The organism is Amycolatopsis sp. NPDC051061, from assembly GCF_040682935.1.
Taxonomy (GTDB): Bacteria; Actinomycetota; Actinomycetes; order Mycobacteriales; family Pseudonocardiaceae; genus Amycolatopsis.
On the sequence record NZ_JBFBBZ010000028.1, the window covers coordinates 89,242 to 100,767 of the forward strand.

Below are 11,526 nucleotides of genomic sequence, written 5' to 3' on the forward strand. Positions count from 1 at the left end.
GTCAGGGGGAGGAGAACGGGATGAGCAGTCCCGGGGGCGCGAACAGCGGGTAGGTGACCAGCACGCCGCCGCCGGTCCGGACGACCGACGAGGGGCGGAACAGGTCGCGCTGGCCGGTGTAGAACGCGGCCGCGCCGTCTTCGCCGCCGGTCAGCAGGACCCGGCGGCGGGGTTGCCCGGCGGGATCTTCGCCGGGGACTTCGGGGAACGCCGCGACCCGGACCGGCTGCAGGGCCGCGAGCGCGGCGATCGTCGCGATCAGCCGGGGGTCGACGCGGCCCGCGCGGAGCACGGTGGCGGCGTCCGGGGTGAAGGTGATGCGGGTCGACGCCTGGAGGGCCTCGCCGGCGTGGGCGCGGGCCGACGACTCCGACGGCGCGGCCGGGTCGGCGGGCGGCAGGCCGAGGCGCGAGACGGTGACTTCGCCGGCGGGACCGGTGCCGAACCTCGCGGTCGCGCCCGCGTCGTCGAGGGCCGCTTCGAGGGCCGGATAACGGCGGCGGAGGTCGGTCGCGTCGTCGCCGAAGACGGCCCACTCGGCGGGCGGGCAGGTGGCCGCGCACGCGGCGGGCGCGACGAGCATGCCGGTCGGCCAGCCGGCCTTGGCGAGTTCGGCCCAGGCGGCGTCGTCGACGAGCACGCGAGAGCCGGAAGCGTTGGCCCGCAACCATTCCTGCGCGTCGGACAGCGGCCCGCCGCGGTCGGTGGAGGGCCGCAGGGCCGGGTAGCCGTACACCCAGCCGGCGGCGACCACCGCGACGAGGACGACCGCGGCGAGCGCGACACCGGTGCCCCGCTTCGCCTCCCACCGATGGGCGGGGGTCCGCTGCCGGATCACGGCCTGCACGACCCCGGCCAGCAGCACCGGGGTCACCGGCAGCAGCAGGGCGAGCACGGCGGTGTCCGGTACGCCCGGCACGGCCAGCGTGGCCGCGAGCAGCAGGCCGGACACCGCGAACGGCCGCAGGGACGTGACGGCCAGCGCGGCCACCAGTGCGACGGTCGAGAGCACCGCCCACGCCGGGTCGAGCGCGACCCAGTCGGCGACCGACGGGCGGCCCGCGGCGGCGAGGTGCGGCCGGAGGATCCCGGCCGCCGGGCCGAACGCGATCCCGAGCCCGAGGTTGAGCAGCACCGCCACCAGCGCGGCGCGCACGGGCGCGCGCCGCACCAGCAGCCAACCGGCCGCGGGGAGGAAGAACAGCGCCAGTGGTGAGGTGAGCACCGCGGCCAGCAGGCAGACCGCGGCGAAGACGTCGTGCCGGATCCGGGCATCGGGCCTGGTCACGAGCACCAGCGCGCCCAAGGCCCACACGACCGCCAGGTGCTCGACGACGACCAGCCGCTGCAGGCCCAGCGCCAGCGGGGACGCCGCGACCAGCAGCACCGCGGCCGCCGACGCCCACCGCGTCAAGCCGAGCCGGCGCGCCAGCACCCAGAGCAGCACGGCGCCGACGACCGCGGCGACGAGCATCGTCTCGCGGACCGCCGCCAGCGCCGTGGCCGAGCGGCCGAACGCGTCCGAAATCATCGTGTAGGCCGAGAGCTGCCACCAGCCGAACGGGCTGACGCCGGCGCCGCCCGCGTCGGTGAACGGGGTGAGGTGGCCGAGCGCGTAGGCGTGGGCGACGTTCGCGGCTTCGGCGGGCAGCACCGGGGCCGGGGCGGCGAGGTAGAGCACCCGCAGGCCGCCGGTGAGGGCCAGCAGCGCGAGCACGATGTCGAGCGACAGCAACCGGTGTCCGGCGGCCGGCTCGGGGTGCGTCGCGGGGGAGCGGCCCGAGAACGTCGTCCCCCGGCTGTGCTGGGCCATTCGACGGATCGTAGCCGCTCCCGATCACCGGTCCAGCTCGGGACGGTTACGTCAGCCGGACGGCCTAGAGATCGTGAAAGCCTTGTCCCGCAAGATTATTTCCGACTGTCCCGAGTGGATCCGGAGAGTGTCCGGGTCAACGCGAGTGCGACCGTGCGGACGGCGGGCGCGACCCGTTCGGTCCGCATCCGGTTGGCCCAGCCGGAGATCGAGACCGCGGCGACCGCGACGCCGTGGGAGTCCAGCAGCGGGCTCGCCGCGCACACGACGCCGACGCCGGACTCTTCGCGTTCCAGCGCGATCCCGTCTTCCCGGACCCGGGTGAGCTGCCGGCGCAGGAGCCCGGGCGCGGTGATCGTTTTCGGGCTCATGCGGGGTAATCCGGCGTCGATCACCTGATTCACGACGGATTCCGGAGAGAACGCCAGGATCGCCTTCCCGACCCCGGTGGCGTGCGCGGGGAACCGGCCGCCGATGCGCGACGGCAGCGTCGGCGCGTCCGGGCCGCGCAGCACGTCGAGGTAGACGACTTCGGTGCCTTCGAGGATGGCGAGGTGGACGGTGTTGCGCGTCGCTTCGCGCAGGTCGGCGAGGTACGGCCGGGCCGCTTCGACCAGTCCACGGCGGGGTGAGGCCAGTTGGCCGATTTCGAACAGCCGCAGCCCGAGCCGTACCGCGCCGTCCTCGCGGGTGAGCAGGCCGGTGCCGGCCAGGTGACCCACCAGCCGGTGGACCGTCGTCTTGGCCAGCCCGGTCCGGCGGGCCAGCTCGGAGACGCCGAGGGCCTCGTCGCCCGGCCGGAAGGCTTCCAGGAGCGCGGCGAGCCGGGCCGCGACGAGACCGTCGCCGCTCGCGCCGTCGTTCCGCCCAGCGGTACGCATGGGTTGAGTGTGCCCGATCTTCCCCGCCACTGTCACCAGGTCAGCGGAGGTGAGGTCAGTGGTCGTCGGCGCCGAGCACGAGCTTCACGCAGTGGGCGACGAGCCGTTCGCGCGAAACCTGCAGCGAGCCGTCGAGGTAGGCGATGAAGACGTTGCTCAGCGCGCCCACCAGCCCGATGGCGACCAGCCGGCGTTCGGTCTCGTCGCCGTGGGACAGCTGCTCGCCGACGAGCGCGGCGAACACCGGCAGCAGGTGCAGGCCCCGGCGGGTGAGCGCGGGGTCGGTGAGCGGCGCGAGCAGCAGGACGCGGCCCCGGCGGGGGTCGTCGACGATCAGCTCGACGAACGCGCGCACGGCGTGCCCGGCCCGCAGCGTGGGGTTCGGCGCGTCCCGGACCGCGTCCACCAGGGCTTGCCGGGCTTGCTCGGCGACGTGCTCGTAGACGGCCGCGACGAGCTCCTCGCGGTCGGCGAAGCTCTCGTAGAAGTACCGCTCGGTGAGCTTCGCGTGCCGGCAGACCGCGCGCACGCTCGTCCCGGCCGAGCCCTCGGTGCCCAGCAGCTCGAGGCCCGCGGACACGAGCTGCTCGCGCCGCAGCGCCTTCCGGTCGTCCAGGGTCGTGCCCGCCCACGTGCGGCCCGGCATGGTGGCTCCTCGGTTGACTACAGGTGTTGTCAGATCTTAGCCTGACAACAGCCGTAGTCAGTTCCGACTCGACGAGGAGAGCCGCCGATGACCCCCCAACCGCTCGGTCCCGACTCGCTGACGTGGAAGTACTTCGGCGACTGGCGGGGCCTGCTCATCGCGTTGTGGGCGGGCTCGATGCAGAACATGCACCCGGGCCTCGGCGCCGGCGTCGAGCAGCACTCGCGGTTCTTCGAGGAGCGCTGGCAGCGGCTGTTCCGCTCGCTCTACCCGATCGGCGGGGTCGTCTACGACGGCCCGCGCGCGCATCGGACCGCTCTGGAGGTGCGCGGCTACCACGACCGGATCAAGGGGGTCGACGCGCAGGGGCGGCGGTACCACGCGCTCGATCCGGACACGTACTACTGGGCGCACTCGACGTTCTTCGTCAGCACCATCCTCATCGCCGACCACTTCATGGGCGGCATCGGCGAGGCCGGGAAGCGGCGGCTCTTCGACGAGCACGTCACGTGGTGGCGGATGTACGACATGACGATGCGGCCGGTGCCGGAGAGCTGGGAGGACTTCCGGCGGTACTGGAAGCACATGTGCGCCGAGGTCCTCGAGGACAACAAGGCCACGCGCGACGTCCTCGACCTCGGCGGGATCGCGAAACCGCCGTTCCTGCCCTGGCTGCCGGACCCGCTCTGGCGGCCGGTGAGCGCGCTGATCGCCCGCACTTTCGGCTGGCTGACGACCGGGTTGTACGACCGCGAGATCCGGGACCTCCTCGGCCTGCGGTGGTCCGAGCGCGACGCCCGCCGGCACCGGCGGGTGGGAAAGCTGATCAACGCCGTGTTCCGGCTCGTCCCGCACGACCGCCGCTACCACCCGCGGGCGCGCGCCGGCTGGCGCCGCGTGCGCGGCGAGGTGGCTCCGGACGCCGCCGTGGTCGAGACTCCACCCAGGAACCTGCCGCCGCTGTCCGAGCGCGGCAAGCCCGAGCACTACGCGCCGAACGTCGCTGTGAAAACGTCTAGGAGGCATTCGTGAAGCTGGGATTCCACGTCGGGTACTGGGGCAGCGGCCCGACCCCGGGCGCACTGGAGGCGGTGCTCAAGGCCGAGGAGCTCGGCTTCGACTCGGTGTGGACGGCGGAGGCGTACGGCTCGGACGCGTTCACGCCGCTGGCCTGGTACGGCGCGGCGACCAGCCGGATCCGGCTCGGCACGAACATCGTGCAGATGGCGGCGCGCACCCCGACCGCGACCGCGATGAGCGCGATGACCCTCGACCACCTCTCCGGCGGCCGGGTGGTGCTCGGCCTCGGCGCGTCCGGGCCGCAGGTCGTCGAGGGCTGGTACGGCCAGCCGTACCCGAAGCCCCTCGCGCGGACGCGGGAGTACGTGGACATCGTCCGCCAGGTGATCGCCCGCGAAGCCCCGGTGACCCTCGACGGCCAGCACTTCCAGCTGCCGCTGAAGGGCGGGACCGGGCTCGGCAAGGCGCTGAAGCCGACGGTCCACCCGCTGCGCAAGGAGATCCCGATCCACCTCGCCGCGGAGGGCCCGAAGAACGTCGCCCTCTCGGCCGAGATCGGCGACGGCTGGCTGCCGCTGTTCTTCTCGCCCAAGAGCAACGCCTTCTACAAGGCGGCGCTCGAGGAAGGGTTCGCCCGTGAAGGCGCCCGGCACACCCTCGAGACGTTCGAGGTGCCGTGCTCGATCCCGGTGATCGTGCACGACGACGTCGAGGAGGCGGCTTCGTGGATCAAGCCGTCGCTCGCGCTGTACATCGGCGGGATGGGCGCGAAGAGCGTCAACTTCCACCACGACGTCTTCGCCCGGCTCGGCTACGAGGACGTCGCGGACAAGGTGCAGGAGCTGTACCTGGCGGGCCGCAAGGACGAGGCGACCGCGGCGATCCCGACGTCGCTCGTGGAGGACACGTCGCTGATCGGGCCGGCGGCGAAGATCCGCGACGAGCTGCAGGCGTGGGAGGAGACGGTGGTGACCCAGCTGCTGCTGCGCGGCGACGCGGCGACGCTGACGAAGATCGCCGACGCGCTTTCGTGACCGCGTAGCGCGGGTCGCTCCGTGCTCCAGGTCACGACGATGGCACGATTCCCCCCGACCACTACCGGGTGCCCGCCGAGATCGAATACTCATGCGGGCACCCCGGTACGCCTTCGAGGAGGACCATGGCGACGCTGTCCGGCCGGACGAGGTTCCGCTATTCGCTCGGCTCGTTCGTCACCGGGTCCTTCGGCACGGTCCCCGGCCTGGTGCTGGTGAAGTACCTGACCGACACGATGGCCGTGCCCGCGGGCTGGGCCGCCGCGATCGTGTTCGTGCCCAAGGCCTGGGACGTGCTGTTCAACCCGATCGCGGGCCGGCTGTCCGACGCCGACCTGATCAAGACCGGCAGCCGGCGGCGCTTCCTGCTCGTCGGCGGCATCGGCGTCGCGATCCTGTTCGCGGCGATGTTCGCCCACCCCGGGTTCGGCGCCCCGCTGCCGGACGCGCTGTACGTGGCGATCACGTTCGCCCTCTGCGCCACGGCGTACGCGCTGTTCCAGGTGCCGTTCAACGCGCTGCCCGCCGAGCTGACCGAGTCGGCGACCGAGCGCACGAAGCTCACCAGCGTCCGCATCGGCGTGCTGGCCGTGACGATCCTGATCTGCGGCGGCGGCGCCCCCGCGATCACCTCCGCCATCGACGGCGTCGCCGGTTACCGCGTGATGGCCGTGGTGATCGGGCTGATCGTGCTGGCCGCGACGCTGCTGGTGTACTTCGGGCTCAAGGGCGCGCCGGTCGGGTCGCTGCGGCCGAACACCGTGAACCTGAAGGAGCTCGTCCGCACGCTCGCCGGCTGGCGGCCGTTCCGCTGGCTGCTGGGCACGTACTTCATCCAGGCGCTGGGCATCGGCACGGTGCTCGCCGCGATCCCGTTCTTCGCCGAGCGCATCCTCGGCGACGACGGCTACGGCACGATCCTGTTCGTCATCTTCGTCGGCCCGGCGCTGGTCACCATGCCGCTGTGGCCGCGGCTGGGCGACCGGGTCGGCAAGCTCAACGGCTTCCGCCTGGCGACGGCGACGTTCGCGATCGGCCTGCTCGGCCTGGTCTTCGCCCAGGAGATCCCGCTGGTCGTGACGTTCGTCTTCGTGGCGCTGTGCGGCGTCGGGTACGCGGGGATCTCGGTGTTCCCGCTGGCCATCCTGCCGGACCTGATCACGGCCGAGGAGGAGCGCACCGGCGAGACCAGGGCGGGGATCGCCGCGGGGGTGTGGACCGCGGGGGAGACGCTCGGCCTGGCCTTCGGCGGCGGCCTGTGGGCGCTCATCCTCGCCTTCGGCGGATACGTGTCCAGCACGGACGCGACGACCGCCCAGCCGCACAGCGCGATCGTGGCGATCCTCATCGGGGCGTCGATCGTCCCCGGCGTGCTCATCGCGCTGGCCCTGCCGCTGCTGCGGCGCAAGGTGCTGGAGCCCCGGGAGCCACGCCATGAACCCGCCTGAGGACGTCCTCGCGGCGCTGCGGGAGCTGCGCGCGGGTGACCTGCCGACGCACGGCGGCCGCACGCTCGCCTACGTCTACGACAGCGGTCTGTCCGAAGTGGACTCCCTCGGCGCCGCCGCGCACGCGCTGGCCTCGTCGGCCAACGGCCTCGACCCGACGGCGTTCCCGAGCCTGCTGCGGATGGAGAACGACCTCGTCTCCGCGGCTTCGGCTTTGCTCGGCGATGTCCCGGGCGTGGTCGGTTCGGTGACTTCGGGCGGCACGGAGTCGTGCCTGCTGGCGGTGCTCGCCGCGCGGGACGCGCACCCGGAGATCGCGGCGCCGTCTTTGGTGCTGCCGACCACCGCGCACGCCGCGTTCCACAAGGCGGCGCACCTGTTCGGGCTGCGCCGGATCGACGTCCCGGTCGACCCCGTGACGTTCCGCGCCGACCCGGCGGCCATGGCGGCGGCGATCGACGGCTCGACGGTGCTGGTGGTGGCGAGCGCGCCGTCGTACGCGCACGGCGTCCTCGATCCGATTTCCGAGATCGCCGGTCTTGCTCTCGAACGCGGCGTCCGGATGCACGTCGACGCCTGCATCGGCGGCTGGGTGCTGCCGTACTTCGCGAAGCTCGGCGCCGACGTCCCGCCGTTCGACTTCCGCGTCCCCGGGGTCACGAGCATTTCGGTGGACCTGCACAAGTACGCGTATTGCCCGAAGGGCACGTCGGTGCTGTTGCATGCCTCGGCGGAGCTGCGGCGCTCGCACTACTTCGCGAGCGCGGCCTGGCCGGGCTACACGATGCTGAACACGACGATCCAGAGCACGCGCTCCGGCGGGCCGCTGGCCGCGGCGTGGGCGGTGGTGCGTCACCTCGGCCCGGAGGGTTACCTCTCGCTGGCCGGCTCGACGCGGGAAGCGGTTTCCCGCATCCGGTCCGGCATCTCCGAGATCGACGGCCTGCGGATCCTCGGCGACCCGGTGTCGACGCTGATCGCGTTCACGGGTTCCGATGACTTCGACCTGTTCACCGTGGCCGACGAGATGAAGGTGCGCGGCTGGTACGTCCAGCCGCAGTTCGCGCACCTGGCGTCCCCGGCGAACCTGCACCTGACGGTGACGGCGGCGAACCACGGCAGCGAGAAGGAGTTCCTGACGGACCTGGCGGCGTCGGTCGACGCGGCCCGGGCGGCGGGCCCGGTGGTGATCGATCCGGCGGTGGCGGAGTTCGTCGCGGCGCTGGACCCGGCGACCTTGACGTCGGAGCAGTTCGCGGGTCTCTTGGCCGCGGCGGGTCTCGGCGGCGCTTCGGGTCTGCCGGACCGGATGGCGCCCATCAACGCGCTCCTCGCAACGGCGCCAGGGCCGTTGCGGGAGCGGCTGTTGCTGGAGTTCCTGGGCGCGCTCTACACGCCCTGAATCACTGGTTCCGCGAAGCGAGGCCTTCCGGCGCCGACTTGACGGCCGCGTGGATCGCGTCCGCCAGCGCCAGCGCGTCCTCTTCCGTCAGTTCCAACGCGACGCGGGCCGAGGCGCCCAGTCCCGGATTGCGGAAGTCGATGTTCACCGTGTGCCCGTACGGTGCGTGGACCGGGTGGTCCACGTACACGGTTCCCTCGTTCAGGCGGAACCAGCCGCGGGCGCCCTTGCCGCTGCCTTCCAGCGCGAACTTCTCGGTCAGATAAGTGCACATGAGCGGGTCCTCTCTCAGGCCGTGAGCGTGCGGGAGTAGAAGTCGAGGATGCGTTCCCAGCCGTCCTTCGCGGCTTCCGGCCGGTAGCTCGGGCGGTCGACGGCGAAGAACGAGTGGCCCGCGCCCGCGTAGGTGTGGAACTCGTGCTCCTTGCCCAGCTTCTCCAGCTCGGCCGCCAGGACCGCGACCTCGTCCGGGCTGGGGAACTGGTCGTCCGCGCCGAAGATGCCCAGCAGCGGGCACGACAGCTGCGGCGCCAGACCGAGCAGCGGCTTCATCTGCTTCATGGCCTCCGGCGGGTCGGCGACGACGAACGCGCCGTAACAGTCGACCGCCGCGTCGAGGTCGAGCGAACAGCCGGAGAGGAACGCCTGTCGGCCACCCGAGCAGTGCCCGATGACACCGATCTTGCCGTTCGCGTTCTCGAGGCCGCGAAGGTAGTCGGCCGCGCCGGAGACGTCGCCGACCAGGCGGTCGTCCGGGACGCCGCCGGCCGCGCGGACCGTCGCGGCCGCGTCGTCCGGGTCCGCGCCCGGCGCTTCACGCGTGTACAGGTTGGGGCAGAGCGCGTTGTAGCCCTCGACGGCGAAGCGGCGCACCATCTCCTTCGTCGACGCGTCGTAGCCGGGCATGTGGTGGATCACCACGACGCCGCCGCGCGGGGTCTCGTCGGTCGGCTTGGCCAGGTAGGCCTCGAGCTCGTCCCCGCCGTGGCCGGTGATGGTGACGGTCCCGGCGACGATCTCGTCGGTCATTGAGACTCCTTCGATCCTTCGGGGGTGTGAAAGTAACGCGCGCCGCGCGAGGCGGATGCCACCGCGGCGACGACGGCCATCACCGCGGCCGCCGTGAACACGACCACCAGGCCGTGGTGGAACGGACCGGACACCAGCTGCGGGAAGAACTCCCCGCCGGTCAGGGCCGAGCGGTCGGCCGGGGAGAGCCCGGCCAGGACGTCCGGGCCGAGCAGGTGCCCGACCGGGTTGCTGCCGAGGAACGCCGCGAACAGCGTGCTGACGGGCGGCAGCTGGGCGACGCCGTCGGCGACCGGCGCCGGGACGCCGTGGGCCTGCAGCCCGCTGGTCAACGTCTGCGGCAGCGACGAAGCCAGCCCGGCGATCATCAGCGAGAAGAACACGCCGATCGACAACGACGTCCCCGAGTTCTGGAACGTCGCCCGCATGCCGGAGGCGACCCCGCGCTGTTCGGTCGGCACGCTGCTCATGATCGCCGACGTGTTGGGCGCGGAGAACATGCCCTGGCCGATCCCGCTGACCACGAGCAACGCGGCGAACAGCGGGTACGGGAAGTCCACCGGCAGCGCGAGCAGGCCGAGGAACGCCGCCGCGACCAGCAGCAGCCCGCCGGTGGAGAACGCCCGCGCGCCGAACCGGTCGGACAGGTAGCCCGACACCGGCCCCGCGACGAGGAACCCGACGGTCAGCGGCAGCAGGTAGATGCCCGCCCACAGGGGCGTCCGCTCGTAGTCGTAGCCGTGCAGGGGCAGCCAGATCCCCTGCAGCCAGATGATGAGCATGAACTGCATCCCACCCCGGGCGACCGCGGTCAGCAACGCGGCGATGTTGCCCGCGGCGAACGCGCGGATCTTGAACAGCCCGAGGTGGAACATGGGCGCCGCGACCCGGGTCTCGATGACGCCGAACAGCAGGAGCAGCAGCACGCCGGCGCCGATCCCGCCGAGCACCCACGGGCTGCCCCAGCCGGTGGCCGCGTCGCCGTAGGGCTGGATGCCGTAGGTGATCGCGGCCAGCAGCAACGCGGTCCCGGCGGCGAAGGTGACGTTGCCGCCCCAGTCGACTTTCGCGCGCTTCGGCGTACCGACCTCGCGGAGGCTGCGGATCGACCAGATCGTGCCGAGCAGCCCGAACGGGACGCTGACCCAGAACACCGCGCGCCAGTCGATCTCGGCCAGCAGCCCGCCGACGACCAGGCCGAGGAACTGCCCGGCCAGCGCGGTGATCTGGTTGACCCCCAGCGCCATGCCGCGTTGTTCCGTGGGGAAGGCGTCGGTGAGGATCGCGGCCGAGTTGGCCGTCAGCATCGACCCGCCGACGGCCTGCACGATCCGCCAGCCGATCAGCCAGAGCGCGCCGCCGCCGGCGTGGAACGGGTCGAACGAGAGCGCCACCGACGCGACACTGAAGACGACGAAGCCGAGGTTGTACATCTTGACCCGGCCGAACATGTCGCCGAGCCGCCCGAGCGTCACCACCAGCACGGCCTGCACGAGCAGGTAGCCGAGGATCATCCAGAGCAGGTAGCCGATGTTGCCCGGGGCCAGGGGATCGAGGCCGATGCCGCGGAAGATCGCCGGCAGCGAGATGATGACGATCGAGCCGTCGAGCGCGGACATCAGCACGCCCAGCGTCGTGTTGGAGAGCGCGACCCACTTGTAGCGGCTGTTCGTGGCCTGCGTCGTCGTCACAGCTCGTCCGCCAGCCGCTCGATCAGCGGGACGGCCGCCATCAGCTCGCGCTGCTCGGCCACGGTGAACTTCTCGGCCAGGGCGGTCGCCATCTTCTCGGTGGTCCGCGAACGGCGATCGGTGAGCAGCTTGACGCCCGTTTCGGTGACCGACATCAGCACCTTGCGGCCGTCGGAGTCGTCCTTGCGCCGCTCGACGAGCCCGCGGTCGACGAGGCCGGCGAGCGTGACCCCCATGGCCTGCGGTTTGACGCGTTCGAGATCGGCCAGGCAGCCCGGCGTCGCCGGACCTTCGCGGTCGAGCCGGGACAGGACCGAGCGCTCGGGCAGGGTCAGCTCGCCGACGACGTACCCCTGGCGCAGCCGCCGGATCAGCCGGCCGAGTGCGACGCGCAGGTCGGTGCTCACCTGGAGCAGTTCCTCATCCGTCACGATCGTCAACCTAGACTGATAAAGCTGGGTTGATCAACCCGGACGTTTCGCCCGGCCCGGTCGTGGGGGTTTTTGTGGGGGGGGTAGCGCGCGGAAACAAAAAACAACCTACCCCCCCTCCCCACCGCGGG

At 72.1% G+C, this 11,526-nt stretch carries 11 protein-coding genes; 4 read left to right on the forward strand and 7 right to left on the reverse strand.

Features of this window, described 5'->3' with window-relative positions; all coding sequences use genetic code 11:
- Window position 1: 1 nt before the first annotated feature.
- The 3 genes from AB0N03_RS32575 to AB0N03_RS32585 form a co-directional block, all read right to left on the reverse strand.
- The gene (locus AB0N03_RS32575; RefSeq protein ID WP_364379603.1) at window positions 2–1,813 is read right to left on the reverse strand and encodes a glycosyl transferase; all 1,812 of its coding nucleotides are present in this window, start codon (window positions 1,811–1,813) and stop codon (window positions 2–4) included.
- A 95-nt stretch (window positions 1,814–1,908) separates the two neighbouring features.
- The gene (locus AB0N03_RS32580; RefSeq protein WP_364379606.1) at window positions 1,909–2,694 is read right to left on the reverse strand and encodes an IclR family transcriptional regulator; all 786 of its coding nucleotides are present in this window, start codon (window positions 2,692–2,694) and stop codon (window positions 1,909–1,911) included.
- Between the two features lie 55 nt (window positions 2,695–2,749).
- Window positions 2,750–3,340, reverse strand: coding sequence for a TetR/AcrR family transcriptional regulator (locus tag AB0N03_RS32585; protein ID WP_364379609.1), 591 nt, complete (start codon window positions 3,338–3,340; stop codon window positions 2,750–2,752).
- Between the two features lie 87 nt (window positions 3,341–3,427).
- Here AB0N03_RS32585 and AB0N03_RS32590 point away from each other — a divergent pair, with 87 nt between their 5' ends.
- The 4 genes from AB0N03_RS32590 to AB0N03_RS32605 all read left to right on the forward strand — a co-directional run bounded on the left by AB0N03_RS32590 (window position 3,428) and on the right by AB0N03_RS32605 (window position 8,244).
- Entirely contained in the window at window positions 3,428–4,372 is a 945-nt protein-coding gene (locus AB0N03_RS32590) for an oxygenase MpaB family protein (protein WP_364379611.1), read from the forward strand.
- Entirely contained in the window at window positions 4,369–5,394 is a 1,026-nt protein-coding gene (locus AB0N03_RS32595; RefSeq protein WP_364379614.1) for an LLM class F420-dependent oxidoreductase, read from the forward strand. The genes AB0N03_RS32590 and AB0N03_RS32595 overlap by 4 nt, the downstream gene beginning before the upstream one ends.
- 125 nt (window positions 5,395–5,519) lie before the next feature.
- Window positions 5,520–6,842 (forward strand): MFS transporter, encoded by a 1,323-nt coding sequence (locus AB0N03_RS32600; RefSeq protein ID WP_364379617.1) that lies wholly within the window; start codon window positions 5,520–5,522, stop codon window positions 6,840–6,842.
- The gene (locus AB0N03_RS32605; protein ID WP_364379620.1) at window positions 6,829–8,244 is read left to right on the forward strand and encodes an aminotransferase class V-fold PLP-dependent enzyme; all 1,416 of its coding nucleotides are present in this window, start codon (window positions 6,829–6,831) and stop codon (window positions 8,242–8,244) included. The genes AB0N03_RS32600 and AB0N03_RS32605 overlap by 14 nt, the downstream gene beginning before the upstream one ends.
- 1 nt (window position 8,245) lies before the next feature.
- On the opposite strand, the gene AB0N03_RS32610 is transcribed toward AB0N03_RS32605, so the two are convergent.
- Genes AB0N03_RS32610 through AB0N03_RS32625 form a run of 4 tightly spaced genes read right to left on the reverse strand, consistent with a single transcriptional unit; the run spans window position 8,246 to window position 11,395 of the window.
- Complete coding sequence (locus AB0N03_RS32610; RefSeq protein WP_364379623.1) at window positions 8,246–8,518, reverse strand: DUF6295 family protein; 273 nt, start codon at window positions 8,516–8,518, stop codon at window positions 8,246–8,248.
- Between the two features lie 14 nt (window positions 8,519–8,532).
- Window positions 8,533–9,273: a dienelactone hydrolase family protein gene (locus AB0N03_RS32615; protein WP_364379626.1), complete on the reverse strand. Its 741-nt coding sequence runs from the start codon at window positions 9,271–9,273 to the stop codon at window positions 8,533–8,535.
- Complete coding sequence (locus AB0N03_RS32620; protein ID WP_364379629.1) at window positions 9,270–10,964, reverse strand: MFS transporter; 1,695 nt, start codon at window positions 10,962–10,964, stop codon at window positions 9,270–9,272. The genes AB0N03_RS32615 and AB0N03_RS32620 overlap by 4 nt, the downstream gene beginning before the upstream one ends.
- Entirely contained in the window at window positions 10,961–11,395 is a 435-nt protein-coding gene (locus AB0N03_RS32625) for a MarR family transcriptional regulator (RefSeq protein ID WP_364379632.1), read from the reverse strand. Before AB0N03_RS32625 ends, AB0N03_RS32620 begins: the two co-directional genes overlap by 4 nt.
- Between the last annotated feature and the right edge of the window lie 131 nt (window positions 11,396–11,526).